At 70.3% G+C, this 26126-nt stretch carries 26 protein-coding genes and 1 pseudogene; 21 read left to right on the forward strand and 6 right to left on the reverse strand.

Annotation, left to right across the window (positions count from 1 at the left end):
- The first annotated feature begins 6 nt into the window (after positions 1 to 6).
- Positions 7 to 438, forward strand: coding sequence for a DUF2550 domain-containing protein (locus AC4D2E_RS04090; protein WP_104165643.1), 432 nt, complete (start codon positions 7 to 9; stop codon positions 436 to 438).
- A gap of 32 nt (positions 439 to 470) precedes the next feature.
- On the opposite strand, the gene AC4D2E_RS04095 is transcribed toward AC4D2E_RS04090, so the two are convergent.
- Positions 471 to 1679: an N-acetylglucosamine-6-phosphate deacetylase gene (locus tag AC4D2E_RS04095; protein WP_490951734.1), complete on the reverse strand. Its 1209-nt coding sequence runs from the start codon at positions 1677 to 1679 to the stop codon at positions 471 to 473.
- A 32-nt stretch (positions 1680 to 1711) separates the two neighbouring features.
- Complete coding sequence (nucS, locus tag AC4D2E_RS04100; protein ID WP_490909615.1) at positions 1712 to 2407, reverse strand: endonuclease NucS; 696 nt, start codon at positions 2405 to 2407, stop codon at positions 1712 to 1714.
- 97 nt (positions 2408 to 2504) lie between these two features.
- On the opposite strand from nucS, the gene AC4D2E_RS04105 reads away from it, so the two are divergent.
- Entirely contained in the window at positions 2505 to 2828 is a 324-nt protein-coding gene (locus AC4D2E_RS04105; RefSeq protein WP_490909614.1) for an Rv1322 family protein, read from the forward strand.
- A 61-nt stretch (positions 2829 to 2889) separates the two neighbouring features.
- Positions 2890 to 3699, forward strand: coding sequence for an alpha/beta hydrolase (locus tag AC4D2E_RS04110; protein WP_490951735.1), 810 nt, complete (start codon positions 2890 to 2892; stop codon positions 3697 to 3699).
- A 27-nt stretch (positions 3700 to 3726) separates the two neighbouring features.
- On the opposite strand, the gene AC4D2E_RS04115 is transcribed toward AC4D2E_RS04110, so the two are convergent.
- On the reverse strand, positions 3727 to 5046 hold the full coding sequence (locus AC4D2E_RS04115; RefSeq protein WP_490951736.1) for an AI-2E family transporter: 1320 nt from the start codon (positions 5044 to 5046) through the stop codon (positions 3727 to 3729).
- Positions 5047 to 5320: 274 nt separating this feature from the next.
- Here AC4D2E_RS04115 and AC4D2E_RS04120 point away from each other — a divergent pair, with 274 nt between their 5' ends.
- From AC4D2E_RS04120 to AC4D2E_RS04150, 7 genes are all read left to right on the forward strand, one after another.
- The gene (locus tag AC4D2E_RS04120; RefSeq protein WP_490951737.1) at positions 5321 to 7039 is read left to right on the forward strand and encodes a DUF8094 domain-containing protein; all 1719 of its coding nucleotides are present in this window, start codon (positions 5321 to 5323) and stop codon (positions 7037 to 7039) included.
- A 60-nt stretch (positions 7040 to 7099) separates the two neighbouring features.
- The gene (locus tag AC4D2E_RS04125) at positions 7100 to 8053 is read left to right on the forward strand and encodes a co-chaperone YbbN (RefSeq protein WP_490909611.1); all 954 of its coding nucleotides are present in this window, start codon (positions 7100 to 7102) and stop codon (positions 8051 to 8053) included.
- Positions 8054 to 8141: 88 nt separating this feature from the next.
- Positions 8142 to 9254: an NADH:flavin oxidoreductase/NADH oxidase gene (locus AC4D2E_RS04130; RefSeq protein ID WP_490951738.1), complete on the forward strand. Its 1113-nt coding sequence runs from the start codon at positions 8142 to 8144 to the stop codon at positions 9252 to 9254.
- A gap of 62 nt (positions 9255 to 9316) precedes the next feature.
- On the forward strand, positions 9317 to 10126 hold the full coding sequence (locus tag AC4D2E_RS04135; protein ID WP_258069703.1) for an ABC transporter ATP-binding protein: 810 nt from the start codon (positions 9317 to 9319) through the stop codon (positions 10124 to 10126).
- Positions 10108 to 11670: a transporter gene (locus AC4D2E_RS04140; protein ID WP_490951739.1), complete on the forward strand. Its 1563-nt coding sequence runs from the start codon at positions 10108 to 10110 to the stop codon at positions 11668 to 11670. Before AC4D2E_RS04135 ends, AC4D2E_RS04140 begins: the two co-directional genes overlap by 19 nt.
- A 234-nt stretch (positions 11671 to 11904) precedes the next feature.
- Positions 11905 to 12567, forward strand: a complete 663-nt coding sequence (locus AC4D2E_RS04145; RefSeq protein WP_490951740.1) for a DUF6318 family protein — start codon at positions 11905 to 11907, stop codon at positions 12565 to 12567.
- Between the two features lie 293 nt (positions 12568 to 12860).
- Entirely contained in the window at positions 12861 to 13526 is a 666-nt protein-coding gene (locus AC4D2E_RS04150) for a PKD domain-containing protein (RefSeq protein WP_490951741.1), read from the forward strand.
- A gap of 35 nt (positions 13527 to 13561) precedes the next feature.
- Here the strand turns inward: AC4D2E_RS04150 and AC4D2E_RS04155 are convergent, their stop codons facing one another.
- Positions 13562 to 14809, reverse strand: coding sequence for an HNH endonuclease (locus AC4D2E_RS04155; RefSeq protein ID WP_490951742.1), 1248 nt, complete (start codon positions 14807 to 14809; stop codon positions 13562 to 13564).
- Positions 14810 to 14974: 165 nt separating this feature from the next.
- Between AC4D2E_RS04155 and AC4D2E_RS04160 the strand changes: the two genes are divergently transcribed.
- The 3 genes from AC4D2E_RS04160 (at position 14975) to AC4D2E_RS04170 (ending at position 18627) form a co-directional block, all read left to right on the forward strand.
- Entirely contained in the window at positions 14975 to 15274 is a 300-nt protein-coding gene (locus AC4D2E_RS04160) for a DUF3039 domain-containing protein (RefSeq protein ID WP_104165625.1), read from the forward strand.
- Between the two features lie 120 nt (positions 15275 to 15394).
- Complete coding sequence (locus AC4D2E_RS04165; protein ID WP_490909604.1) at positions 15395 to 16852, forward strand: MFS transporter; 1458 nt, start codon at positions 15395 to 15397, stop codon at positions 16850 to 16852.
- The gene (locus AC4D2E_RS04170) at positions 16849 to 18627 is read left to right on the forward strand and encodes a DEAD/DEAH box helicase (RefSeq protein WP_490909603.1); all 1779 of its coding nucleotides are present in this window, start codon (positions 16849 to 16851) and stop codon (positions 18625 to 18627) included. The genes AC4D2E_RS04165 and AC4D2E_RS04170 overlap by 4 nt, the downstream gene beginning before the upstream one ends.
- 17 nt (positions 18628 to 18644) lie before the next feature.
- On the opposite strand, the gene AC4D2E_RS04175 is transcribed toward AC4D2E_RS04170, so the two are convergent.
- Together AC4D2E_RS04175 and AC4D2E_RS04180 are read right to left on the reverse strand one after the other, a co-directional pair.
- On the reverse strand, positions 18645 to 19268 hold the full coding sequence (locus AC4D2E_RS04175; RefSeq protein WP_490909602.1) for an isochorismatase family protein: 624 nt from the start codon (positions 19266 to 19268) through the stop codon (positions 18645 to 18647).
- The gene (locus AC4D2E_RS04180) at positions 19265 to 20533 is read right to left on the reverse strand and encodes a nicotinate phosphoribosyltransferase (RefSeq protein ID WP_490910520.1); all 1269 of its coding nucleotides are present in this window, start codon (positions 20531 to 20533) and stop codon (positions 19265 to 19267) included. The genes AC4D2E_RS04175 and AC4D2E_RS04180 overlap by 4 nt, the downstream gene beginning before the upstream one ends.
- Positions 20534 to 20716: 183 nt before the next feature.
- On the opposite strand from AC4D2E_RS04180, the gene clpS reads away from it, so the two are divergent.
- The 8 genes and pseudogenes from clpS to AC4D2E_RS04220 all read left to right on the forward strand — a co-directional run.
- Positions 20717 to 21025, forward strand: coding sequence for an ATP-dependent Clp protease adapter ClpS (clpS, locus tag AC4D2E_RS04185; protein ID WP_490909601.1), 309 nt, complete (start codon positions 20717 to 20719; stop codon positions 21023 to 21025).
- 9 nt (positions 21026 to 21034) lie between these two features.
- Positions 21035 to 21610, forward strand: coding sequence for a DUF2017 domain-containing protein (locus tag AC4D2E_RS04190; protein WP_104165618.1), 576 nt, complete (start codon positions 21035 to 21037; stop codon positions 21608 to 21610).
- Between the two features lie 107 nt (positions 21611 to 21717).
- Positions 21718 to 22629 carry a glutamate racemase gene (gene murI / locus AC4D2E_RS04195; protein WP_490951743.1) on the forward strand — a complete coding sequence of 304 codons (912 nt, stop codon included), beginning with the start codon at positions 21718 to 21720 and terminating at the stop codon, positions 22627 to 22629.
- A complete protein-coding gene (locus tag AC4D2E_RS04200) occupies positions 22626 to 23423 on the forward strand; it encodes an MBL fold metallo-hydrolase (RefSeq protein WP_104165614.1) in 798 nt (265 codons plus the stop codon). The genes murI and AC4D2E_RS04200 overlap by 4 nt, the downstream gene beginning before the upstream one ends.
- 83 nt (positions 23424 to 23506) lie before the next feature.
- Positions 23507 to 24295: a ribonuclease PH gene (gene rph, locus AC4D2E_RS04205; RefSeq protein ID WP_490951744.1), complete on the forward strand. Its 789-nt coding sequence runs from the start codon at positions 23507 to 23509 to the stop codon at positions 24293 to 24295.
- Complete coding sequence (rdgB, locus tag AC4D2E_RS04210) at positions 24288 to 24920, forward strand: RdgB/HAM1 family non-canonical purine NTP pyrophosphatase (protein ID WP_490951745.1); 633 nt, start codon at positions 24288 to 24290, stop codon at positions 24918 to 24920. Before rph ends, rdgB begins: the two co-directional genes overlap by 8 nt.
- A 101-nt stretch (positions 24921 to 25021) precedes the next feature.
- The gene (locus AC4D2E_RS04215) at positions 25022 to 25711 is read left to right on the forward strand and encodes a DedA family protein (protein WP_490909598.1); all 690 of its coding nucleotides are present in this window, start codon (positions 25022 to 25024) and stop codon (positions 25709 to 25711) included.
- An 83-nt stretch (positions 25712 to 25794) separates the two neighbouring features.
- Positions 25795 to 26103 (forward strand): annotated as a pseudogene (locus tag AC4D2E_RS04220) (GNAT family N-acetyltransferase); the annotation flags it as partial.
- Positions 26104 to 26126: the final 23 nt, after the last annotated feature.

Below are 26126 nucleotides of genomic sequence, written 5' to 3' on the forward strand. Positions count from 1 at the left end.
TCCAGCATGGAGGCACTGGGTGTGACGTTCATCTGCCTTGCGGTCGCCTTCGGCCTGCTCGTGCTCGTGATCGGAGCATTCCTCCTCCGCCGGTTCCAGCTCAATCGTGCCCTCGGCACATTCGATGCCTCCATCCGCCTCCCTCCCCAGGGATGGCGGGTGGGGGTTTGTCGTTACACGGACAATCACCTGGAGTGGCTCAGCCTGCTCTCGCTGAGCCCCATCCCGAAGTTCCGATTCCTCCGGAGCTCCCTCGAGGTCGAGGGCTGGCGTGCGCCCACCGAAGCCGAACGCGTGCGGATCCAGCCCGGCGCCATCATCGTCCAGCTGGCCCACGAGGGCGAGCCGTTCGACCTCGCCATGCGCTACGACGTGTACGCGGGCCTCTCCTCCTGGATCGAGGCCGGCCCCGTCATCGGCATCGGTACCTGGCGCTGATCCCCGGCGGCGTCATCCTGCAGGCGCCCGCCTCAGTCCTCGATCGGCCTGACCCACGTCCCGTCGCGCAGTACGCCCTTGAGCTGGAGGTCGGGCGAGACCACGACCGCGTCGGCGCGCAACCCCACGTGGAGGCTGCCCACCTCGTCGCCGAGCCCCAGGACCATCGCGGGCACCGCGGTCGCTGCGCGCACCGCGTCGACGACGTCGACCCCCGCTCCGACCGTGCACCGGACGACGTCCAGCAGGCTCCCGGCACCGCCGGCCAGGACACCCGTGGCCGTCAGCACGGCCGCGCCGTCGACGACGGTGATGGCGGCCCGACCGAGGCGGTACTCACCGGATGTGCGGCCCGCTGCCGCGGTCGAGTCACTGACGAGGCAGATGTTCTCGGAGCCCGCGATCGTGAAGGCCATGCGGATCGTCTCCGGGTGGAGATGGACGTTGTCGGCGATGAGTTCGACGGCGATCTCCCCGGCGCGCGCCCTCTGCAGGAGCAGGGGGACCGGACCCGGGGAGCGGTGATGCATCACGGGCATCGCGTTGAACAGGTGCGTCGCCGTCGGGCGTCCGCTGAAGCCCGCGAAACCGGTCGAGGCGAGTTCCTCGTTGATGAGGTCCAGGGCGTCCGAGGTCTCCTCCGTCGAACTGTCCGTGTGCCCGATCGAGGGGATCACGCCGTGGGTCACGAGTTCGAAGACCAGGACGTCGCAGCCCGGCAGCTCCGGGGCGTACGTCATCGAGGTGAGGTGCCCTCGGCCCGCGGTGACGAGGCGCGCGACGTCCTCCTGCGTGGGCAGGATCAGGAAGGCCGGATCCTGGGCGCCGTGGCGCTTCTTCGACAGGAACGGACCCTCGGCGTGGATGCCGGCGATCAGCCCCGCCTCCGCGGCCCCCGCGAGCCTGCCGAACGCGGCCTCGAGGTCCACCAGCGGCGCCGCGCACGTGCTCGCGAGCACCGTCGTCGAACCACTGCGATGCAGGTGGGCCGCGGCGCCTGCGATGTCGGCGTCCGAGCCCGAGGTGAAATCGCCCCCGCCGGCGCCGTGGCAGTGCAGGTCGATGAGTCCCGGGAGGATGAGGTAGCCCTCGGGCAGCTGCTCCGGGGGTGCGCCGCCGTGCGACATCCCGGCCTCGGTAATGCGTGAGCCCTGCCATCGCAGGACGCCGTCGTCGACGATACCCTCGCCGGTCACCAGTCGGCCGGACAGGGCGGTGGGCGTTCTGCTGGAGAGAGCCATGGTCCGAGTGTAGGGGCCCGGGCGCGGCCGCCCTAGAAGAGCCGGGACGCGCTGTCGTCGACTCCGCGCATGGCGTCGTAGTCCAGCGTCAGGCAGTCGATGCCGCGGTCCGTGGCGAGCACGCGGGCCTGGGGCTTGATCTGCTGGGCCGCGAACACACCCCGCACGGGGGACATGAGCGGGTCGCGGTTCAGCAGCTCGAGGTAGCGGGTGAGCTGCTCGACGCCGTCGATGTCCCCCCGGCGCTTCAGCTCGATGGCCACCGTGCGGCCCTGGGCGTCGCGGGCGAGGATGTCCACGGGACCGATGGCCGTCATGTACTCGCGCCGGATCAGCGTGAAGCCTGCCCCGAGCAACTCGATCTGCTCGGCGAGGAGGCGCTGCAGGTCGGCCTCCACACCGTCCTTGACAAGCCCAGGGTCGACGCCCAGGTCGTGGGAGGAATCGTGCAGGTGCTCGCGGATGTTGATGACCAGCCGGTCGTCGCTCTTGGCGTGCTGCACCGTCCACACCTCGGTGATGCCCTCGGCGCGATCGGCCTCGTCGGGCGCGCTCACGCGGAGGTTCGCCGGCGGGCTCATCCAGTTCAGGGGCTTGTACGAGCCGCCGTCGGAGTGCACCAGCACGGAGCCGTCCGACTTCACCATGAGGAGCCGGGTGGCCAGCGGGAGATGGGCGCGGAGGCGGCCGATGTAGTCGACGGAGCAGCGGGCAATGACAAGACGCACGGGGACGACTCTACCGGGCGGGGAGCGCAGCGCATGATTCGCGGACCGGTCCCCGGTAGGACCGCCTCAGCACCGGGCCGGGTGGCAGACTGGAGCGGTGCCCCGTTCCAACCGACCCAGCCGACCCGGTGGTGGTGCGCGGAGCAAGTGGACCCCGCCGCCCGAACTGGACCTCGAGCGCGCCCGTGCGGGCATCCCCAGCCGTGAGAGCGCGCCCGACGGCGAGTGGTCGGTGCGCCGCATCACGGAGCGGAACGCCGCCAAGACCTACACCTGTCCCGGGTGCCATTCGTTCATCCTCCCGGGGATCGCGCATCTCGTCGTCTGGCGGGAGGACTCGCTGTTCGGTCCGCAGACCGCGCTGGCCGAGCGCCGCCACTGGCACGTGCGGTGCTGGCAGACCCGCAGTTTCCGCTACTGACCGCGCACGCGTCCAGCCCTCGCGCGCCGGGCGGCGGTCCGCCCCGACCTAGACTGGGGGCATGGCGAGCGACATCACCGACCACACCTCCACCACCGACGAGCCGATCGAGATCCGCGCGTCCACCGTCCTGCCCGCCGATCGGCGCGACATCGAGCTGCACACTGCCGATGGTCTGACGCTCGTGGGGGAGTTCGCCGCGCCGGCCGGCGACCGTACCCCGAAGGCCACCCTCGTGACGCTCCACCCGCTGCCCACGCACGGCGGCTTCATGGACTCCCACGTCTACAGGAAGGCGTCCTTCCGGCTGCCCGCCCTCGCCGACATCGCCGTCCTGCGCTTCAACACGCGCGGCACGTGCTCCCCTCGTGGGTGCAGCGACGGGCAGTTCGACGGCGGCGACGGCGAGCGGCTGGACCTGCAGGCGGCCGTCGACTGGGCGGTGGCGCAGGGGCTGCACCACATCTGGCTCGTGGGCTGGTCCTTCGGCACCGAGCTGTGCCTGAAGTACGGCGCCCAGGACCCGGTGGCCGAACTCGTCGAGGGGGCCATCCTGCTGTCGCCACCGCTGCACCGCGCGGGCGACGCCGACCTCGACGCCTGGGCTGCCAGCGGCCTGCCCCTGAAGGTCCTGGTGCCGGAGTTCGACGACTACCTGGTGCCCGACGCTGCCGCCGCCCGGTTCTCCCGCGTGCCGCAGGCCGAGGTCGTCGGCATCGACGGGGCGAAGCACCTGTGGGTGGGGGAGAAGTACGCGGCGCGCGCCCTCAACGAGATCGTCGGCGTCGTGCGCCCCGAGGTGGACCTCCCGCTGCCCACGCAGTGGACCGGCCCGTCCGCCGTCGCACCGTCCACACCGGCAACGCGCTGACCGGGCCCGCGCGCATGGCGGACCGGTCTACAGCCGGTCCTGGCGGGCGATGAAGACCTCCTTGAGCAGCAGCATCACCGCTGCCGCCGTCGGGATGGCGATCAGGGCGCCGAGGACGCCGAGGAGGCTGCCGCCCGCGATGACCGCGATCACCGCGACCGCCCCGGGCACCGCGACCGCGCGGTGCATGATCCGCGGGGAGATGAAGTACGCCTCGAACTGCAGGTAGGCGACGTACGGGATCGCGAACAGCAGGGCCGTCTGCCAGCCCACCGTCAGGGCGATGAGGGAGACGAGGACGGCCGCGGTGGCCGCACCGATCAGCGGGATGAAGGCCAGGAGCACGACGACGAAGGTCAGCAGCACGGAGAACTGCACACCCGCGATCGACATCACGATGAACGCGAACGTGGCATTGAGCAGCGCCACGCATGCCTGGCCGATGACGTAGAGACCCACACTGCGCGTGATCTCCTCCGAGAGCACCTCGACGCGCGGCCGGCGGGAGCGGGGGGCCAGCCGGTAGGCCCACTTCTTCATGCCCGGCAGGGATGCGAGGAAGTAGAGGGCGAGGACCAGGATCACGAGCGCTCCGAAGAGCCCGTTGACGATCACCGTCCCCACCCCGAGGACGCCGCCGAAGATCCCGCCCACGGCCTCGCTGTTGGCGAAGAACTTGTCGATCTCGGAGCTGACGCGCTCGCGGACCTGGAACTGCCGGTCGACGCTGGTGAAGAACTCCGAGTTCAGGAAGCTGTCCGCGTAACCCGGCGCGCGGTCGACGATCTGCGAGGTCTGGCTCACGATCGTCGGGATGAGCAGCGCGAAGAACCCCACCACCACGCCCATGAGGATCAGGAGCGAGACGGCGATGCCGGCGGGCCTCGGGACGTACTTCGTCTCGAGCCAGCGGACGATCGGGTCCAGGCCGAGGGCGATGAAGAGCGCCGCTCCGATCCAGACCAGGAGCTGGCCGACATTCGTGATGATGAAGAAGGCGAGCAGCGCGAGCCCGACGCCGACGCTCATCATGAAACCGAAGTGGATGGGGTGCGCGCGCATGGTGGGCGCGTTGTTGCCTCCGAACTTCAGGCGCTCGTCGGCCAGGGACACTTCATGGTCTACCGCCACCTCGGACGGCTCCACGTCCGGCGGGAACTCGAAGCGTGGGCGCGGCTGGGCGGACGGGAACGAGTTCCGGGCGAGGGTGAAGAGGGAGCGCCACGCCGACGACGGCCGCGTGGCCGGCCGTGCCTGATCGTCGGTCGACCGTTCGTCGCTGCCGTTCGCGGACGCCTCGGGCCGCGGGAGCGGCTGATCGAGCGGGACGTCCTGGGGGTCTGTCAACGAAGGGCTCTGCTTTCACGTGCGCGGTGTCCGGCCGCGGGAGGGAGGACTAGCGAAAACCCTAACAGCCGGGTGCCGGCGGCCGGGTTCTTGACGAACGACGGTCCGGGTGCGCCGGGCTCGCGCGGGGCCGGATCGGTCGGACGATTGTCGTTACCATTGAGGAACTGTTCCGGGGTGGGGCCGCAGCGGCATGCGGCACCACCCGAGCGGAATCAGAGCGGACGGGGCCACGCGGTCCGCCGTCACGGACAACGATAGGCAACGAGTGCGCGTGAAGACAGCAGTACCGATCATCGTGGCAGGGCTCCTGCTGATGCTCCTCGGCATCGGACAGCGGACGGTCTGGGCTCCTGCCGAGACCGTGACCGCCGGCGTCGCACAGGACGCCGAGGCCGGACCGGTCACGGTGATCGAGCCCGGCGCCCGAGCGGACGTCGAGGGCCCGGTGGAGGTGACGGTCGAGGCCGAGGGTCCCTTCACCCTCGCCGTCGGGCGTGCGTCCGACGTGGAGGCGTGGGTGGGCGACGCAGCGCACCTGAGTATTACGGGGCCCGGCGAGGAGGCGCTGGAATCCGGATTCTCCGAGGGCGAGGACTCGGTACCGGATCCGCGCGGCAGCGATCTCTGGATCGCGGAGGAATCCGGGGACGGATCGCTGACCTACCGCTGGAACGCGCCCATCGAAGGCGACTGGTCCATCCTGCTCGCGGCCGACGGCGACGCACCCGCCCCCACGCAGGTGTCCGTCACCACTCCCAACGACCAGTCCACCCCCCTCGCCCTGCCGCTCATCATCGGCGGCGCAGTCGTCGTCGTGCTCGGCATCGCGCTCCTTCTGATCCCGCCCCGCCGACCCGGGAACGGGCATCGGCCCGCACCCGTCGAGGGAACGCGCGCCTACGCCCGCCGGCACGCCGCTGCCGGCACTCCCGGCGGAGCCTCCCGCATCGCCGCCCCCGGCGCGGCCCTTCTGGTCTCAGGCCTCGTGGGGTCGGGGTCGCTCCTGGGCATCGCTCCCTCGATGGCGACGACGACGCCGTCGCCCGCGCCGTCCTCCGCGGCCGCCGTCAACGGGGCGCCGTCGGCCGGCAGCGAGGCCAGCGGACCTCCCGTGGTCCTCGACGCCCAGCTCGACCGCATCCTCGGAGCCGTCGCGTCCACCGTGACCGACGCCGACGCGGCCGCCGACGCGGAACTCCTCGCCCCCCGGGTCGACGGCGCAGCCCTCGAGCTCCGCACCGGCGCCTACGCGGTGGGCGCCAAGGACAAGGAGGCCACGGCGCCCGTGCCCGTCGCCGCGACGCCGCTCCTGCTCGACATGGTCCCCACGGGTACCGGGTGGCCCCGGACGATCGTCGCCCTGACGCAGGGTGAGGACAACCCGGTGCCGCAGGCACTCCTGCTGGTCCAGGAGGCGCCGCGGGAGAACTACCGGCTGACCTCGGCCGTGCAGATGCTGCCGGGCAGCACGTTCCCCTCGCCGCCGGCTCCGGGCGCCACCGGACCCGTGCCCCTCGACGACGCCGGCGTCCTGGCGAGCGCACCGCAGGCCTCCGTCGCGTCCATCGCCGACTTCCTCACGAAGCCCTCCGGCCCGAACGCGGAGACGTTCGAGGAGAACTCCTTCGCCGAGGCGATCACCGGGTTCCAGGCCGACGTCGTCGCGGATCCGGGCAACAAGGCGGCGAGGATCACCTTCACGCACGCGGCTCAGGAGGACCAGACGCAGGCGCTCCTGACCGGTGACGGCGGGGCCATGGTCTTCGGATACCTCACCCACACCTACTCCAGCGTCCCGAAGGCACGCGGCGACACGATCGACCTGAAGGGCACGGTGTACCAGTCACTGACAGGGAAGGCCGTGAGCGGGAAGGGCATCGACGTCAACTACGGCGAGGCCGTGATGATGTACGTACCGCCCGCCGGCAGCGAGGATAGGATCCGGGTCATCGGTGCCGCCCAGCAGTTGCTGTCGGCCACCCTCCGCTGACCCGCGCCCTTCCCGGTCCTCTCCGGTTCCAACCAGTAGCAGTCACAGAAAGGCAGAGCATTGTCCACACCAGCACAGCGGGGCGGGATGCCGCCGTCGAGCATGAACCTGCGGGGAGCGGTGGACCTCTCCGCCCTCAAGGCACGCGCGGATGCGGCCGCACGGCCGGCCGCGGCACGCCAGGCCGCCGCGCCGAGCCCGTACATCGTCGAGGTGACGGAACAGACCTTCCCGCAGCTCGTGCAGCTCTCGTCGCAGGTGCCCGTGGTCGTGAACCTCCGCGCCACCTACAGCGACCAGTCCACCCAGGTCACCACTGTGCTCGAGGCCGTCGCCGTCGAGTTCGACGGGCGGATGCTGCTCGCCAACGTCGACCTCCAAGCGCAGCCGCAGATCGCGCAGGCCTTCCAGGCCCAGGGTGCGCCGACCGTCGTCGCCGTGGTGAAGGGCCAGCCCGTCCCCCTCTTCGAGGGTGTCCTCCCGGACCCCCAGATCCGCGCCTACCTCGACGAGCTGATGAAGGTCGCCGAGGCGAACGGAGTGACCGGGACGCTCAACGACGGCTCCCAGCCCGGACCGGCCGGCGCGGAGGAGCCGCCGCTGCCGCCCCTTCACCAGGAGGCGTTCGATGCGATCGAGCGCGGCGACTACGGGGCGGCCGCGATCGCGTACCGTCGTGCCCTCGCGGAGCAGCCGGCCGACGCCGACGCGAAGGCCGGCCTCGCGCAGGTGGAACTCATGGAGCGCGTCCAGGACCTCGACGCCGCCGGCGTCCGTCAGCGCGGGGCCGACGAGCCCGACGCCCTAGAGGCCCAGTTGGCCGTCGCCGACCTGGACCTGACGGGCGGGCATGTCGAGGACGCCTTCGGCCGCGTCATCGCCTTCATCGGCAGGACCTCCGGCGAGGACCGGGAAGCGGCCCGCAGGCGGCTGCTGGAACTGTTCGACGTCGTCGGCGTCACGGACCCGCGCGTGACGAAGGCGCGCAGCGCGCTGGCCCGAGCCCTGTTCTAGGCGCTTCTCCCGGACGCCCTCCCGGACGCCCTCCCGGACGCCCTGCCGGGCGCCCCGGCGTCGACCCACTCTCCACCAGAGGACCACGATGACTCCCGCAGCTTCCCCGGCCGGCGTGCCCGGCCTGTTCGATCCGCTGACGCTCCGATCCCTCGAGCTGCCGCACCGCGGCTGGGTCGCAGCGATGTGCCAGTACTCGTGCGACCCCGTCGGCGCCGCCGGCGTGCCGACCGACTGGCACCTCGTGCACCTCGGGCAGTTCGCCCTCGGCGGTGCGGCGCTCATCATCACCGAGGCGGCCGCGGTGAGCCCCGAGGGCATGATCAGCCCGCGCGACGCCGGTATCTACACGCGGGAGCAGGCCGAGGCGTGGCGCCGGATCAACGACTTCATCCACGAGCACAGCGCCGTCGGGACGAAGACCGCGGTCCAGCTCGCCCATGCAGGCCGGAAGGCCTCGACGTACTGGCCGTTCAGCGGCAGGCGCGACTCGGTGCCGGAGGCCGACGGCGGCTGGCAGACCCTCGGTCCCACGGACGAGGCGTTCGGCGCGTACGCCGCGCCGCGCGCGATGACGGAGGAGGACATCCAGCACGTCATCCGCGACTTCGGCGCCGCCGCGTCGCTCGCCGTGGAGGCGGGGTTCGACACGATGGAGATCCACGCCGCGCACGGCTACCTGCTGCACCAGTTCCTCTCACCCCTGGTCAACACGCGGACCGACGGCTGGGGCGGCTCGGAGGAGGCCCGGTTCCGGCTCACGCTCGAGGTCGTCCGGGCGGTCCGCCGGGCCATCCCGGAGGGCATGCCGCTCCTGCTGCGCATCTCGGCGTCGGACTGGACCGAGGGCGGGCTCGACGGCGACACCTCCGCCCGGCTGGCGAAGCGGGCGGCCGAGGAGGGCGTCGACTTCGTCGACGTGTCCTCGGGCGGTGCGGTCCCGGCCGCCGCCATCCCCGTGGGGCCGGGCTATCAGGTGTCACTCGCCGAGGAGGTGCGGTCCTCCGGCGTCCCGACGGGCGCCGTCGGCCTCATCGATGATGCGGGCCAGGCGGAGGAGATCATCCGCGGGGAGCGGGCCGACGTCGTGCTCATCGCGCGGGCCGCCCTGCGCGACCCGCACTGGTGGATGCGCGCTGCCCACGAGCTCGGACACGAGCTGGCACCCGCCCCGCAGTACGAGCGTGCCGGGTCCTACTGACGACGCCCTTTTCCTCCTTTGGGATGACGATCGGCGGAGCGGCGCGTTGCTAGCGTGGAGCCATGAGTTCCCCTGCGCCGTCGCCATCCGTCGAGAACGAACCCGGGGGGCGAGCCGGCAGCGCCGCCCTCAGCATCCGCGGGCTGGCCAAGCGGTTCGGCGAGAAGATCGCCGTCGACGGCGTCAGCCTCGAGGTCCCGCAGGGGTCCTTCTACGGGCTCGTCGGGCCGAACGGTGCCGGCAAGACCACCACACTCTCGATGGCGACGGGTCTGCTCCGCCCCGACTTCGGGCAGGTGCTCGTCCACGGCGTCGACGTCTGGGGCCGGCCGCTGGAAGCCAAGAAGCTCATGGGGATCCTGCCCGACGGCGTCCGGCTGTTCGACCGGCTGACCGGTGAGCAGCTGGTCACCTACGCAGGACTGCTGCGCGGCATGGACCGTGAGACCGTCGCCGAACGGACCGGCGACCTGCTGCGTGCGCTCGATCTCGCGAACGACGCCGGCACGCTCGTGGTGGACTACTCGGCGGGCATGACGAAGAAGATCGCGCTCGCCTCCGCCCTCATCCACGCCCCCCGCCTGCTGGTTCTCGACGAGCCGTTCGAGTCCGTGGATCCGGTCTCGGCCGCGAACATCCGCGACATCCTGGCCGGCTACGTGGAGTCCGGAGGGTCGGTCATCGTCTCCAGCCACGTCATGGACCTCGTGCAGCGCATGTGCGACCACGTCGCCGTCATCGCCGCGGGCACCGTCCTCGCCGCAGGGACGATCGACGAGGTCCGCGGCGACGCGACGCTGGAGGACCGCTTCGTGGAACTCGTGGGTGGACGCAACACGTCGGAGGGGCTGTCGTGGTTGCGGACCTCCTGAAGCTGAAGCTCCTCCTCCTGCGCAACTCGCTCAAGCGGAGCACCGCGCAGCTGGTCGGCGTGATCCTCGGCGGCCTGTACGGGCTCGGCGTCCTGGGGACGATCGTGGTCGGGCTCGTGTTCCTCGGTGCAGCCGACCCCGAGTTCATCCGGACCGTCCTCGTGCTCGGAGGATCCGCCGTGGTGCTCGGCTGGATCGTGATCCCGATCGCAGCGACCGGTATCGACATGACGCTCGACCCCGCACGGTTCGTGACCTTCGCCATCCCGCAGCGGCAGCTCCTCACGGGGCTCGTGCTCGGTGGACTCGTGGGCATCCCGGGCGTCGTGACCCTCGTCGCCGCCCTGGCGCAGGTGTTCACCTGGATCCGGTATCCGGCCGCGGCGGTGACCGCCCTGGTGTGCGGGCTGGCCGCCGTCCTGCTGTGTGTGGTCGCCTCACGGCTGGTGACGACGGCGGTGTCCTCCATGACCGGCTCGCGCAGGTTCAAGGACATCAACGGCATCGTCGCCTTCATCCCGCTGATCTTCCTCGGGCCGATCATCGGGGGAGTGACGGCAGGGTTCCAGAACTCTCCCGGCTTCGCCGCCACGCTGGCCGACGTCCTCGCCTGGACGCCGCTGGGTGCGCTGTGGGCCGCGCCCGCCGACGTCGCCGCCGGCAACGCCGGGATCGCTGCGCTCCGGTTCCTGATCGGCCTCGGGACGCTCGGTCTGTTCCTCCTGCTGTGGAGCCGCAGCCTCAGCCACGCGCTGGTCACTCCTCCGTACAACGCCGTGGCCAAGCGCGCGGGTGGGAACCTGGGGTGGCTCGGCCGGTTCCCGCCCACGCCCGCGGGTGCTGTGGCCGCGCGTGCCCTGACCTACTGGCTACGGGATCCGCGCTACTCCGCCTCGCTCGTGGTGATCCCCTTCATTGCCGTGCTGCTCTTCTTCTCGGGCGGTGGAGGCGGGGCCCTCGCGTACCTCGGTCCGATCACGGCATTCTTGCTGGCCTGGTCCATCTCCGCCGACATCTCCTACGACAACACGGCGTTCAGCCTGCACCTCTCGACGGGGGTCAGCGGACGCGACGATCGTCTGGGCCGGGCGCTCGCACTGCTGGTGTTCGCGGTGCCGACCACCCTGGTGTTCACCGTGGGTCCACTGCTGATGATGGGACGGCTCGAGGACCTGCCGGTGATGCTCGGCCTGGGGATCGGTCTCCTACTGACTGGGACCGGGCTGTCGAGCCTCGTGTCCGCGCGCTACACCTACAACGTTCCGCTCCCGGGGGAGAGCGCCTTCAAGACACCGCCGGGAACGAACTTCCTGATGTTCGCCGTGCAGTTCATCGGCTGGATCGTCATGCTGCTGCTGGCGCTGCCGGAGATCGCCCTGACGATCGCCTACTTCGTGACCGGGGACGCACTGTTCGGGTGGCTGAGCCTGCTGGTCGGAGTGGTTCTCGGCGCAGTCCTGCTGGTGGTCGGGATCCGGACCGGAGGCCGATGGTACGACCGCAGGGCTCCCGAACTGCTGCTGGCGGTCTCGGCGAACCGCTGAAGCTTTGGCCACCTGCCGCGCAGGTCTCCTGCCCGGAGCGCTCCCGCGGCCCGGGCGGGCAGTCCGGACGTACGCCGACGGTCACCCTAAGGCCAGCAGATCCGCCTGACAAGGGTGGTTCGACTCGAGTAGCGCGGCTGCCCTCCCGGCTGTGCATAACCTTCTGGGCGCCGACTGCTCCGGGCTATGCTGAGGCCCATTCCGGCGAGATCGGCGAAGTGATGGGGGAGTTGCGTGTTTCCTGTGCGTGCAGAGGGCCATCGACGGGCAGCACCGATCCTTGCCGGGGCAGCAGTGGCGCTGGCGCTCCTGACCGGTTGCCAGAACGGTGCGGACGCCTCGCCCGCACCGACTTCCGATCCGCCGCCGTCAACGGCTGCGCCCTCGACCGCTGGGGCGTCCACCCCTTCGGCCGCACCTGAACCATCGCCGGCGTCGTCGGCCGGTCCGGCCACCAACATCCCCGTCCCAGTGAAGCCGGCGCTCGCGGACCAGAACACGGCCGAAGGGCTCGAGGCCTTCACGGAGTACTGGCTCGAGCTGTTCTCCTACGGCTACGAGACGAATGATTGGGCGCCGTTCGAGGCGGTGACTGATCCTGGGTGTCGCACCTGCAACAAGTACGTTGAAATCGTGCAGAGCATCTACGCTGATGGCCAATATATTAGTGGTGGCAATTTCACCATGAGCGACTTCGGCACTGACTTCATCGTCAACACCCAAGGTTCTATACAGGCTTTTGTCACTAATGAGCAATCTGATATTACCTTCTATCAGAGCAATGGAACAGTTATTCGAACTGACAAAGCCCCGGAACCGGTTGTCGACGTGATATTTGCGGCACATTCGAGTTACGGCTGGAGAATTCTTGACTACGGGAAGCCTGAGGGTACCTGATGAGTGCGCTCGGCTTGAGTTTGACCATTCTTTTGCTGGCTCAGGCGCAGTCAGTGCCTACAACTACCAACACTTTGGAACGTAGAGATCCGCCCAGCGCGTTTGTATCGGAAGGGTCGTTCTCAGCTGTGTCAGGAAAACAAACTGTCAGGGCGGGTGAGCCGGCCGCAAAGAAGCCAGCACTCGACACTACGCCCGTAGCGCTTCCTCAGGACGACGGGATCTCTTACACCTACGTCCGCGCCTGCACTGCCGGCGCCGGGAGTACCCTGGATCCGGCGACCTGCCCTCGCATGGACGCCCAGTGCGATGCCCAGGACGACGGCATCCTCGTGAACTGGATCGAGGTGAACAACAACGCACAGCCGGCAACTCGGACGCCGACCGGCAGGTCGTCCTGCATGTATCCCGGAGAGCCTCCCGCACCGCCGGTCGAGGGAGCAGAGGTCGCCGAGGAGATACCGATCGTGATCACCCTCGAAGAGTTCCAGAAGCAGCCCGTCCTTGCAGCGACCATCGTGTCGCAGCCCTCGAACTTCGGGCTCAGGAATGCGCACTCCAACATCTACGCGCAGGCGCGGGAGCAGGAGTTCACCTTCGAGTTCCAGGACGCCTCGATCGTGTTGAAGGCCCGCCCTGTGTCCTACCAGTGGAACTACGGCGACGGGACCAGCGCTACGACGACCACCCCGGGAGGCCCGGTGGACGGGGCTGCCTTCGACACCCAGACGCCGACGAGCCACCAGTACACGCAGACCGGTGATTTCCAGCTCACGCTGACGACCTTCTTCGCCGGTGACTACTCGGTGGATGGAGGGCCCTTCCAGCCGGTCGCCGGTCAGGCGGCGGTCGTGTCGGAGCCCCACCTCATGAGTATCTGGCGCACCAAGGGGCACAACGTGAGCGAGAACTGCATCGAGAATCCCCGAGGAATCGGCTGCGAAGCTCCTACCCGATAGCCCGCCGATGTTCTCCTGCGACGTGGTGGTTCCAATCAGAAGGGTGGAGGCTCGGGATCGCAGGCGTAGGTCCTGCCCGCAGGTGAGGTGGCGACGAGGGTGCCCGGCGCGGGCTGGTCATAGTGCCAGAGGCCTTCGCTCTTGAGCATGTGGTGTTTGCGGCAGAGGTGGGCGAGATTGTCGTGGCTGGTGGGTCCGCCGCGGGACCAGGGGGTGGTGTGGTCCAGTTCGCAGCGGGCCGCGGGGACGCTGCACCCCGGGTGTCGACACGTGCGGTCGCGGACCCGCAACCACTTCTTCAGGTCCGCGGGAACGGTGTACGTGGTGCGTCCGACGCTGAGGACGGCCCCTGTCTCGGGGTGGGTGAGGAGCCGGGTGAAGGAGGGTGCGTGAGCGGCGAGCCGGCGGGCGAGGTCGGCGGGAATGGGCCCGTAGCCTTCCAGATCCGCGGGGGCGTCGTCGACACCGAGCAGGGTCAGGACCGGGACGGTGACGTTGATGTGCGCCCGGACCGGGTATCCGTCCGGTGCCACCGGGCCGGAATCGGGCCCGGGTATGCCGTCCTGGCGTTCGGGCTCGCCGAGGAGGAGATCGGTGAGGATGTCGGTGCGCAGCTGCGGGAGCGTTCGGCGTTCGGTGGGGGCCTGGAGGGCGCGAGCCGTGGAGGTGAGTCGTGCATCGATGGCGGCGGCATCCGTGGCCGGCAGGTGGACGTGGAGCCAGGCCATGGCGTCGTCGGCGGGTTCGAAGTCCACGCGCCGTCCCTGGGCCGCGGTGCGGGCGCGCTCCTCGAGGGCTTCGGGGTGGAGCTGAGTACGGAGCCGGCGGGCCCGGTAGCTCAGGCGGGAGACGGTGGTGTCCGCGGCGATGGGCAGCAGGGCCTCTTCGAGGCGGGCGGCGGCGTGGTGGGGCAGGCCGAGGTATTCGTGCAGGAGTGTGGTGGCGTGCGGCCAGGAGATCGTACCGTCGCGGAGGGCGGTGAGCGTCCGGGGATGGTAGTTGACCAGCAGGGCGGAGTATTGGACCAGACGGTGCGCGGTGCGTTCGGAGATGCGCAGCAGGCAGGCGATCTCCGTGGCGGTGGTGGTGTCGGCGAGATTGGTGCGGTGCGGTCCGGGCCGACCGGGCCAGAAATGGTCCATCATCTTCGTCTCGAAGACTTTCCGCAATTCTTCGGTACTCGCGGCGAGTTCGGCGTCGATCCGCGCTTTCTCGGCACTCAGGTCGGTGATCCGAGCGGATATCCGATCGAGTTCCAACCCGTGTTCCGTCGACGTCCTCATGAATACATTCTCCCGCCCGCCACCGACATTATCCGGGCGCTCGCCAGTCCATTGTCGCGCCCCTCGGACAATGCGATTCCGGGGTCGGGCGTACTCCGGACGCCGATATGCGGGGCGTGCTCCCCGGGCCTCGAGGGCGCGGGGGACGGGCGATAGACTGGCTCCATGACTATGCCTGCTGATCCCTTTGCAAACGATCCACGCGATCCCGGCACCGGTGGCTCGACTGCGACCATCGAGCGTGAGGAAGTCCGCCAGGAGGTCGAGCCCGGCGACGCAGAGCGCTTCGCGCACTATGTCCGCAAGGAGAAGATCATGGAGTCGGCCTTCACCGGCGAGCCCGTGATCGCCCTCTGCGGCAAGGTGTGGACCCCCGGACGCGATCCCGAGAAGTTCCCCGTCTGCCCCGAGTGCAAGGAGATCTACAATGGTCTCCGCCCCGGCAACGACAAGCCGAAGGACTGACAGCGGCGGACCTTCGGCGCGCCACTCGGCGTCGGCCCATGGTCGGCGCTACTGGTGCGCCCCGATGGGAGTACCCCATCACTCGCGGCGGGACGCGCCCCGACCTGAACCCGAGGTGACATGAGCAAGACTGCGGATACATCCACGGGTGCAACCGGAGGGGCGATGTCGCCCGAGCTGCGCCCCCTGACCATCGGGATCCTGGCGATCATCACGTGCGCGGCCTTCGAGGCGATGGCCGTGGTGACGGCCATGCCGTCGGTGGCGCGTGAGCTCTCCGGGGAATCGAGCTACGGCCTCGCCTTCTCGATGTACCTGACGGCGTCGCTGCTCGGTACGGTCGTCGCCGGCTCATGGTGTGACCGTAAGGGGCCCCGGCCTGCGCTCGCCGTCGGGCTGGGCCTCATGGTCCTCGGCCTGCTGGCCGCGGGTGCCGCACCCGCCTTCTGGCTCGTGACGGTGGGCCGCGCCATCTCCGGGCTGGGCGGCGGATTCATGATCGTCGCGGTGTACGTCGTCATCGGGCGGTCGTTCCCGGAGAAGGCCCGGCCGGTGGTCTTCGGCTGGCTGGCGGCTGCGTGGGTGCTGCCCGCGCTGATCGGTCCTGTGGTGGCCGGGTTCGTGACCGAGCACCTCGGCTGGCGCTGGGTGTTCCTCGGCGTCGTACCGATCGTGCTCGCCGCGGTCGTCATCGTCTGGCCGAAGACGAGGAACCTGGGACCGGTCGAGGCCCCCGACGCCGGATCGGCGAAGGCCCGCACCCTGCGTGGCCTCGCGCTGGCCTCCGGCGTCTTCGCCGCGCAGTGGTCGCTGGTCCATCTCGCGGACACCGAGGATCCCGGCGGTGCGACGGTGGTCGGGCTGGTGAGCCTCGCGGCCGCGGGAGTCGTCGTCGCCCTCCTCGTGCTCCCCGCCCTGCTGCCGAAGGGCACGCTGGTCCTGGGGCGCGGGTTGCCGAGCATCATCGCCACGCGCGGCTTCGTCAATGTCGCGTTCTTCGGCACCGAGGCCTTCATCCCGCTCATGCTCGTCAGCTCGCGCGACATCAGCCCGGGAACGGCAGGACTGACACTGAGCGCCGGCGCGCTCGGCTGGAGCGCGGGGTCCTTCGTCCAGGCACGCGTGACCTTCGCGCGCCAGTGGCTGCTGGTCGCCGGGTCCTCCATCCTGTCGCTGAGCCTCGGCGGCTTCGCTCTGGCCACGGCGGTGGAGGCGCCGCTGTGGGTGCTGGCCGTGGTGTGGGGACTGTCGGGCTTCGCCATGGGCATGACGCTCTCCAGTACCTCGGTGCTGGTGCTGAAACTGTCGGCGCCGAACGAGCAGGGGCGCAACTCGGCAGCCCTGCAGATCTCCGACCAGCTCGGCGGGGTGGTGGGCACGGCGGGTGCGGGAGCCCTCTTCGCCCTCCTGCACGACGACGCCGATCCGGGACACGTCCCCACCTTTGTTGCGATCTGGCTGGCTCTCTGGGTGTTCACGGCAGCAGGTATAGTTTCGGGTCTGAGAGGGGCCCGGTCACCCGGTGACGGCCCCGGTCTCTCCCCCAGAAAGTCAATGGAAGGTACTGTCCCGGCGTGAGTAATGACACCCTGTTCGGTGCCGGCGCAGCCCTGCCTCCCGCGTACCCGGAGCGCGCCGCCTGGGGGACAGCCCCCAAGCTGCGCCAGTGGCAGAGCGAAGCGCTGGAGAAGTATTTCCAGGAATCCCCGAGCGATTTCCTCGCGGTCGCCACGCCCGGCGCCGGCAAGACCACCTTCGCGCTCCGCGTGGCGACCGAGCTCGTGGAGCGGGGCATCGTCAACCGCGTCACGGTCGTCGCCCCCACTGATCACCTGAAGCGCCAGTGGGCCGACGCCGCAGCCCGGGTGGGCCTCGCGATCGACCCCAACTTCAAGAACGCCGACGGACGTCACGGCGGGGCGTTCATCGGCGTCGCCGTGACCTACGCGCAGGTCGCGAGCAAGCCCATGCTGCACCGCGCCAAGACGGAAGCCGCCCGTACCCTGGTGATCCTCGACGAGATCCACCACGGCGGTGACGCCCTCTCATGGGGCGACGGCATCCGTGAGGCCTTCGAGCCCGCGACCCGCCGCCTCGCCCTCACGGGGACGCCCTTCCGCTCGGACACCGCGGCCATCCCCTTCGTCGAGTACGCCGAGGACCGCGACGGCATCCGCCGCTCCCGTGCCGACTACACGTACGGCTACGGCCAGGCCCTCAAGGACCACGTGGTGCGCCCCGTCATGTTCATGGCGTACTCGGGCCAGATGCGCTGGCGCACGAGCGCGGGCGAGGAGATGGCGGCGTCCCTCGGTGAGGCCTCGGTCACGAAGGACATCACCGCCCAGGCCTGGCGGACGGCACTGAATCCGGCGGGCGAATGGATCCCCGCCGTCCTCGCCGCCGCGGACAAGCGCCTCACCGAGGTGCGGCGCACCGTGCACGACGCCGGTGGCCTCGTCATCGCCACCGATCACGACGACGCCCGCGCCTACGCCGGCCAGCTCAAGCGGATCACGGGGGAGTCCCCGACCGTCATCCTGTCCGACGACGCCAAGGCGTCCTCGAAGATCGAGGAGTTCTCCGCGGGGGACAAGCGCTGGATGGTCGCGGTCCGCATGGTGTCCGAGGGCGTCGACGTCCCGCGTCTCGCGGTGGGCGTCTATGCGACGTCGACGGCGACCCCGCTGTTCTTCGCCCAGGCCGTCGGCCGGTACGTCCGGGCGCGACGGCGCGGGGAGACGGCGTCGATCTTCCTCCCCTCGGTGCCGAACCTCATGGCGCTGGCCAACCAGCTCGAACTCGAGCGTGACCACGCGCTCGACCGCCCGGAGAAGGACGACGAGGGGTTCGGCCTCGAGGACGCCCTCATGGAGGCCGCGAACCGCGAGGACAAGGCGTCGGATTCCCTGACCAAGCAGAAGTTCGAGGCGCTCGAGTCACAGGCGTCCTTCGACCGCGTCCTCTTCGACGGCGGCGAGTTCGGCACCGGCGGCGAGATGGGCAGCGAGGACGAGCAGGACTTCCTGGGCATCCCCGGACTGCTCGACGCCGACCAGGTGGGCCAGCTGCTGCGCCAGCGCCAGCAGGAGCAGCAGGTCCGCCGGAAGTCCAGGCCGGCCGCAGCACCCGCCGCCGAGCCGCTCGTGGTGGATCACCGCCAGCTCACGGAGCTGCGGGGCCTGCTCGCCAAGAACGTCTCGGCGTGGGCGGCCCGCACCGGGATGCCGCACGGCCAGGTCCACACGGAGCTGCGGCGCCAGTGCGGGGGACCCGCGGTGGCGCAGGCCAACGAGGACCAGCTCCAGCGCCGCCTGCAGAAGCTGCAGGACTGGTTCATCGGGAAGAAGTAAGGAAGTGAGCGAAGGCCCTAGCGGACCAGCTCGGCGCCCGCGGCCTCCAGCTCGTCGAGGGTCTCCTCGGAGCTGTCCTCGTGCACGCCGCGCGTGAGCCCGGCCTGCACGGTGACCGTGTAGCCCGCCTGGAGTGCGTCCAGCGCTGTCGCCCGGACGCAGTAGTCCGTCGCCAGGCCGACGACCACGACGTCGTCCACGTCGTGGTCCCGCAACCAGTCGTCGAGGGTCATCGGGTCCTCATCGCTGTCCACGGCGGCCCCGCTGAGCTTCTGGTCGCCGGTCGGCACCTCGTCGTCGGGTGCCTTGACGCCCTCGAACCCGGAATAGGCGGCCTCGAACCGACCCTTGCGGAACACCGCGTCGATGCTCTCGGTGTCGAGGTCCGGGTGGAAGTCGGAGCCCTTGGTGTCCGCGACGCAGTGGACGGGCCAGGAGTCGACGAAGTCCGGCGTCTCCGAGAAGTGGGTCCCCGGATCGATGTGCCAGTCCTGGGTGGCGACGACGTAGTCGTACCGTGCGGCGTGCTCGTCGATGTGGTCGCTGATGTCGGCGGCCACCTGCGCGCCCCCGACGACGGCGAGCGATCCGCCCTCACAGAAGTCGTTCTGCACGTCCACGATGATCAGTGCGCGCGTCATGATGCTGCCTCCTCGTATTCGGTGGGGATGACGGGCTCGCCGCGCTGCAGCCGCCGGACGGCTCCCGGCAGTTCGGCGATGGAGCGCAGGTGCCGCTCGGCGGCGCGGGTGACGGCCTCCGGTCCGGTCCAGCCGGGCAGCACGACGCCGTCGCTGACGAACTGCTGCGTCAGTGGGCGGTCGTTGCCGTCGTCGCCGGGGCTGATGCCGATCCCCACGATCTCGGCCTGCGCCCTGCCGTGCTCGTCGAGGCGGCGCAGCGCGCGCTTGTGTCCGCCGACCGACGCCTTGTTCTTGGCCGCCTTCGCGACGGACACGAAGGTGCCGTGGTCGTCCTGCCTGCTCACGAGTTTGTACACCATGCCCGCGGTCGGCGCGCCGGAGCCCGTCACGAGGGACGTACCCACGCCGTACGAGTCGACGGGCGCCGAGGCGAGCAGCCCGATGGCGAACTCGTCGAGGTCGGAGGTCACGACGATCTTCGTGAGGTGGTTGCCGAGGTCGTCGAGGAGTTCACGCACCCACCGCGCCTGGGCCACGAGGTCGCCGGAGTCCAGCCGGACGGCGCCCAGCTCGGGCCCCGCCACGTCGACGGCGGTCCGGACGCCCTGTTCGACGTCGTACGTGTCCACCAGGAGCGAGGTGCTGCGTCCGAGGGCGGCGACCTGCGCCTCGAAGGCCGCCCGCTCGGAGTCGTGCAGGAGCGTGAAGGAGTGCGCGGCCGTGCCCACCGTGGGGACGCCGTACCGCCGGCCGGCCTCCAGGTTGGACGTGCTGGCGAAGCCGCCGATGATCGCGGCGCGCGCCGCGGCCACCGCGGATTCCTCGTGCGTGCGGCGCGAACCCATCTCGATGCAGGGGCGTCCTGCCGCGGCGCCCGTCATGCGGGAGGCCGCCGAGGCGATGGCGCTGTCATGGTTCAGGATCGACAGGATGAGCGTTTCGAGGATGCAGGCCTCGGCGAAGGTCGACTCCACCGTCAGGATGGGGGAGTTGGGGAAGTAGGCCTCGCCCTCCGCGTATCCGGAGATCGATCCGGTGAAGCGGAAGCCGGCCAGCCAGGCGAGCGTGGCGTCGTCGACGATCCGGTGGTCGCTGAGGAACGCGAGCTGCACGTCGTCGAACCTGAAGGCCGCCAGCGCCTCCAGCAGCCGCCCCGTGCCCGCGACGACGCCGTAGCGGCGGCCCGCGGGGAGGCGGCGTGCGAAGGCCTCGAACACCGAGCGGCGGTGGGCCGCCCCGGAGTGCAGCGAGGCCTGCAGCATCGTGAGTTCGTACTGGTCGGTGAACAGGGCACTGTTCGGCGCGGTCACCGCCGGCGGTGTGGGACCGGCAGCGGCCGGCGGGTTCGTGGTCAGGGCATCGGTCACCCTGAAAACGATAGCCGGGCGTCCGCCGAGAGAGTACCCGGCCACCCCGCGCGGGCGAGCCGCCCTAGAATGGCGATCATGACAGTTGGCTTTGCAACCGGTACCGACACCCGGGAAGAGACGGGCACGGCCGAGAAGACCGACCTCGACCAGCCCTGGGTCGTGGTGGTGTGGAACGACCCCGTGAACCTCATGAGCTATGTGAGCTTCGTCTTCCAGTCCTACTTCGGCTACAGCGAGGCCAAGGCGCGCACGCTCATGCTCGAAGTGCACGAGCAGGGCCGCTCCGCCGTCGTCTCGGGCACCCGCGAGAAGGTGGAGCAGGACACCGTCGCCCTCCACTCGTACGGGCTGTGGGCCACCTTCGAAAAAGCCGGAAGCGAGTAGGCGGACCCCATGGCGAAACCCTTCAAATCGACGCGCCGGGGCATCACCGGAGCGTTGGAGCCCGGTGAGGCGCGCCTGCTCGGCGCCCTCCTCGACGACGTCATCTCCATGCTCGAGCCCGAGTCCGCTCCCAGCGAGGATCCGCTGGCGGCGCTGGTCGGCATGTCCGGTGCCGACGCCGAGGCCACGGCCCCCGAGGATTCCGCCGTCCGGCGCCTCCTGCCGGATGCCGTGCGGGGCGACGACGACGAAGCGCTCGCCTTCCGCCGCCTGACGGAGCGCTCCCTGCGGGAGCAGAAGATCGGCGCCCTCCGCAGCAGTGCGCTGCTCCTCGAGTCCAGCCCCATGACGCTCACCGGGGAGCAGGCCCGCCTGCTCGCGCAGGCCCTCAACGACGTCCGGCTGGTCCTCGCGGACCGGTTGAGCATTGAGACGGAGGAGGACGCCGAACGGCTCCACGACATCGCGGACTCCAAGGACGTCGACGACGTCGAGTCCTACCTCGCCCTCGTCTACAACTTCATCACGTGGCTCCAGGAATCGCTCGTGCAGGCGATGCTGAAAGCGGCGAAGCTGGAGCGCTGACCCGTCGGCCCACCGGACCGGCCGCGTGCGGTCGGACAGGGGCTGTGACAGAACCCACGGATCGGCGAATAGTTTTCAACGGCGACACGTCATATTGTCGAAGGATCATGAGCCCAGAGCCAGCGAACACGGACCGCAGCGAAGCGCCCATCGGGATCTTCGACTCCGGCGTCGGCGGACTGACGGTCGCCCGAGCGGTCATCGACCAGTTGCCCCACGAGTCCGTCATGTACGTCGGCGACACCGCCAACGGCCCGTACGGCCCGCTGCCGATCGCCCGGGTGCGCGCGCATGCGCTCGGGGTGATGGACGAACTCGTGGACTCGGGCGTCAAGCTGCTCGTCATCGCCTGCAACTCGGCCTCGGCGGCGGTCCTCCGCGATGCGCGGGAGCGGTACACGGCCCGCTACGGCATCCCCGTGATCGAGGTCATCCAGCCCGCGGTGCGCCGGGCCGTCGCGGCCACGCGCTCGGGCAGGATCGGCGTCATCGGGACGACGGCGACCGTCGGCTCCCGCGCCTACGACGACACCTTCGCGGCCGCCCCGCACCTGGAGATCACCTCCGTGGCCTGCCCTGCGTTCGTCGAGTTCGTGGAGGCCGGTGTCACCGGCGGTGAGGCCCTGCTGCGGACGGCGGAGGAGTACCTCCGACCCCTCAAGGCAGCGGGCGTGGACACGCTCGTGCTCGGCTGCACCCACTATCCGCTGCTGACCGGCGTCATCTCCTACGTCATGGGGGACACCGTCACCCTGGTCTCGAGCGCCGAGGAGACGGCCAAGGACGTCTACCGCGCCCTCGTCCTGCACGGCCTCGAGCGCGAGACCACCGCACCGGGCGTGCATCGGTTCATCGCGACCGGCGACGCCGCAGGATTCGAGGTCCTCGCCCGCCGCTTCCTCGGCCCCGAGGTGCTCAGCGTGCAGCACGTGGACCACGTGGCCGCGCAGTACCCGACGGGTAGCCTCGCGCGGATCACGCCCGAGATGATCGCGGCCGCGGGGTTCCCACGGGCATGAAGCTCACGATCGTCGGGTGCAGCGGCTCCTTCCCCGGCCCCCAGTCACCGGCCTCCTGCTACCTGCTCAGCGCGCACTGGCAGGGCCGCACCTGGCGGATCCTCCTCGATCTCGGCAACGGGTCGCTCGGCGCACTGCAGCGGCACATGGACCTCCGCGAGATCGACGCCATCTTCCTCTCCCACCTGCACCCCGACCACTGCATGGACCTGTGTGGCCTGCACGTCGCCGTCCACTGGGATCCCTCCGGCTGGGGGCTGCCCCGCATCCCCGTCTGGGGACCGGCGGCGACGGCGGACAGGATGGCCAGCGCCTACGGACTCGACCCCGACCCGGGCATGCACGAGGACTTCGACTTCCAGTCCTGGACCGACCGCGGCCCCGTGACGGTAGGGCCCTTCACGATCACCCCGTTCCAGGTCCTCCACCCCATCGAGGAGGCGTACGCGCTGCGCGTCGAGGTGGCCGAGGCCGATGCCGACGGCGTGGACCGCACGCGCGTCATCACCTACTCCGGCGACACCGACGCGTGCGACGGCCTGGTGGACGCCGCCCGCGACGCGGACATCTTCCTGTGCGAGGCCGCATTCCACGAAGGCCGCGACGACGGCATCTCCGGCGTGCACCTCACGGGCAAGCGGGCGGGCGACGTCGCCACCCGGGCGTCGGCCAAGCGCCTCCTCCTGACCCACCTGCCGGTCTGGAACGACGCCAACGTCGCCGTGAGCGAGGCCCGCGAGAGCTACGACGGCCACCTCGCCGTCGCCGTCGCCGGTGTCTCCTACACGGTCTGACGGACGGCGCCGGCCCGCCCGGTGACGAGCGGTGGTCGTCCCTGCCAGCGTTCTCCCATGCGTCCCCGTCTAGACTGGAAGCCATGACCCCCGCGAACCCGACGTCCGTCCCTGCCCCCGGGAGCACCGCCCCCGTCCTCCGCGCGGACGGTCGGGCACCCGATCAGCTGCGCACCATCACCATCACGCGAGGCTGGTCGAAGCAGGCCGAAGGATCGGCCCTCATCGAGTTCGGCAACACCCGCGTGCTCTGCACGGCATCGCTGACCAGCGGGGTGCCGCGGTGGCTCAAGGGGGAGGGGAAGGGCTGGGTGACCGCCGAGTACGCCATGCTTCCCCGCGCCACCAACACGCGCTCCGACCGCGAGTCGGTCAAGGGGAAGATCGGCGGCAGGACGCACGAGATCTCCCGGCTGATCGGACGGTCGCTGCGCTCCGTCATCGACACGAAGGCGCTGGGCGAGAACACCATCGTCCTCGACTGCGACGTCCTGCAGGCCGACGGCGGCACGCGGACGGCCGCGATCACGGGAGCGTATGTCGCGCTCGCCGACGCGATCCGGTACGCCAAGGACAAGAAGCTCATCTCCGCCTCGGCCTCCCCGCTCACGGACACCGTCGCCGCCGTGAGCGTCGGCATCATCGACGGCGTCCCCATGCTCGACCTGCCCTACGTCGAGGACGTGCGCGCCGAGACGGACATGAACGTCGTCGTCACCGGGTCGGGTACCTTCGTCGAGGTCCAGGGGACCGCGGAGGGCGCGCCCTTCGACCGCGCCGAACTCGATGCCCTGCTCGACCTCGCGCTGGTGGGCACGGCCCAGCTCACGCAGATCCAGATCGACACCCTCCGGGACTCGCAGGATGCCTGAGCCGTCCCGGCCCCGGCTCGTCCTCGCCACCCGGAACGCCGGCAAGCTGCGCGAACTGCGTGAGCTGCTCCGCGGGCAGGTGCCCGGGCTCGACGTCGACACGCAGGTCGTCGACGCCGCCGCCGTCGGCGCCCCGGACGTCGTCGAGAGCGGTGTCACGTTCGAGGAGAACGCCCTGCTGAAGGCCGAGCAGACCGCGCGGGCCACCGGCCTCCTCGCCGTCGCCGACGACTCGGGGCTGGCCGTGGACGTCCTGGGCGGGGCCCCTGGCATCTTCTCCGCCCGGTGGGCGGGCCGGCACGGCGACGACGCCGCCAACCTCGACCTCCTCCTCGCGCAGCTCGCCGACATCCCGCAGGAGCGGCGCGGCGCGGCCTTCGTCTGCGCGGCGGCCCTCGCACACCCGGACGGCGGGCCGGCCGGGTACACCGAGCGCGGCGAGCTGCGGGGATCGCTCCTGACCGCACCGCGTGGCGCGGGCGGGTTCGGCTACGACCCCATCCTCGTCCCCGAAGGACTCGACCGGACGTGCGCGGAACTCGCCCCGGAGGAGAAGAACGCGATCAGCCACCGCGGTATCGCGTTCAGGGCGCTCCTGCCGCACCTCGTCGACGCACTGCAGTAGCGGTCGACCGACGCACCTGCCAGCACCACCTGCCAGCACCACCTGCCAGCACCGCACGCCGACCGTCCCGCAGGACGGACCATGAGAGGGACGGATACACCGTGAGCATCACCCAGACAGTCCAGACGATCGACGTCGCAGCGGCGACCACGACGTCGGACGGCTCGGCCCTCGGCGCCGTCACGGACTGGGCGGTGAACCTGATGGAGACCATCGGAGCGCCCGGTGCCGGCCTGGCCATCGCCCTCGAGAACCTCTTCCCGCCCCTGCCGAGCGAGGTCATCCTGCCCCTGGCAGGCTTCACCGCCAGCCGCGGCAACTTCTCCCTGTTCGAGGCGATCCTGTGGACCACCATCGGCTCGGTCGTCGGCGCCTACGCGCTGTACGCCCTCGGGGCGTGGCTGGGCCGGGACCGCATGCGGCGGCTCGTGTCCAGGGTGCCGCTCATCGACCTCGAGGACGTCGACAAGGTGGAGGCATGGTTCGACCGGCACGGCTACCGGGCCGTCTTCTTCGGCCGCATGATCCCGCTCTTCCGGAGCCTCGTGTCCATACCGGCGGGCATCGAACGCATGCCGATCGGCAAGTTCCTCCTCCTCACCACGGCCGGAAGCCTCATCTGGAACACCATCTTCGTGATGGCCGGGTTCTACCTGGGCGAGAGCTGGCACATCGTCGAGCAGTACGCGGACACGTTCCAGAAACTCGTGATCATCGCCGTCGTCCTGTTCGCCGTCTACTTCGTCGTCTCCAAGGTGCGCAAGCACCGCGCGAAGAAGCGGATCCAGTGACCGGCGGGCCCGCCGGTGCCGCCGCGGACCCCCTGGTCCGCGTCTGGCCGCTGTTCGGGCTCGTGCTCACGACACCGCGGCTGGTGCTCACCCCGGTCCGCGACGATCATCTGCCGGAGCTGGTCGACGCCGTCCTTGCCGGCATCCACGACCCCGCGGAGATGCCCTTCAGCGTCCCGTGGACGGACGCGCCGCGGGAGGTCCTGATCACGGAGACGGCGAAGCACCAGTGGCGGATCCGCGCGGGGGTCTCGGCGGACGCCTGGACCATCAACTTCGCGGTGCTGCACGAGGGCCGCGTGATCGGCGTCCAGGACCTGACCGCCCACTCCTTCCCGCTGCTCCGGCGCGTCGGTTCCGGCTCCTGGCTCACCCGGTCCGTCCACGGTCGGGGGCTCGGGACCGAGATGCGGGC

The sequence above is a fragment of the Arthrobacter sp. TJ-265 genome, assembly GCF_058269135.1.

Bases quoted from the DNA above. Each gene is read 5' to 3' on its own strand.
- AC4D2E_RS04090 (WP_104165643.1), top strand. From the start codon at position 7: ATGGAGGCACTGGGTGTGACGTTCATCTGCCTTGCGGTCGCCTTCGGC.
- AC4D2E_RS04095 (WP_490951734.1), bottom strand. From the start codon at position 1,679: ATGGCTCTCTCCAGCAGAACGCCCACCGCCCTGTCCGGCCGACTGGTG.
- AC4D2E_RS04110 (WP_490951735.1), top strand. From the start codon at position 2,890: ATGGCGAGCGACATCACCGACCACACCTCCACCACCGACGAGCCGATC.
- AC4D2E_RS04130 (WP_490951738.1), top strand. From the start codon at position 8,142: ATGACTCCCGCAGCTTCCCCGGCCGGCGTGCCCGGCCTGTTCGATCCG.
- AC4D2E_RS04135 (WP_258069703.1), top strand. From the start codon at position 9,317: ATGAGTTCCCCTGCGCCGTCGCCATCCGTCGAGAACGAACCCGGGGGG.
- AC4D2E_RS04150 (WP_490951741.1), top strand. From the start codon at position 12,861: ATGGACGCCCAGTGCGATGCCCAGGACGACGGCATCCTCGTGAACTGG.
- AC4D2E_RS04155 (WP_490951742.1), bottom strand. From the start codon at position 14,809: ATGAGGACGTCGACGGAACACGGGTTGGAACTCGATCGGATATCCGCT.
- AC4D2E_RS04160 (WP_104165625.1), top strand. From the start codon at position 14,975: ATGACTATGCCTGCTGATCCCTTTGCAAACGATCCACGCGATCCCGGC.
- AC4D2E_RS04165 (WP_490909604.1), top strand. From the start codon at position 15,395: ATGAGCAAGACTGCGGATACATCCACGGGTGCAACCGGAGGGGCGATG.
- AC4D2E_RS04175 (WP_490909602.1), bottom strand. From the start codon at position 19,268: ATGACGCGCGCACTGATCATCGTGGACGTGCAGAACGACTTCTGTGAG.
- AC4D2E_RS04180 (WP_490910520.1), bottom strand. From the start codon at position 20,533: ATGCTGCAGGCCTCGCTGCACTCCGGGGCGGCCCACCGCCGCTCGGTG.
- clpS (WP_490909601.1), top strand. From the start codon at position 20,717: ATGACAGTTGGCTTTGCAACCGGTACCGACACCCGGGAAGAGACGGGC.
- AC4D2E_RS04190 (WP_104165618.1), top strand. From the start codon at position 21,035: ATGGCGAAACCCTTCAAATCGACGCGCCGGGGCATCACCGGAGCGTTG.
- murI (WP_490951743.1), top strand. From the start codon at position 21,718: ATGAGCCCAGAGCCAGCGAACACGGACCGCAGCGAAGCGCCCATCGGG.
- AC4D2E_RS04200 (WP_104165614.1), top strand. From the start codon at position 22,626: ATGAAGCTCACGATCGTCGGGTGCAGCGGCTCCTTCCCCGGCCCCCAG.
- rph (WP_490951744.1), top strand. From the start codon at position 23,507: ATGACCCCCGCGAACCCGACGTCCGTCCCTGCCCCCGGGAGCACCGCC.
- rdgB (WP_490951745.1), top strand. From the start codon at position 24,288: ATGCCTGAGCCGTCCCGGCCCCGGCTCGTCCTCGCCACCCGGAACGCC.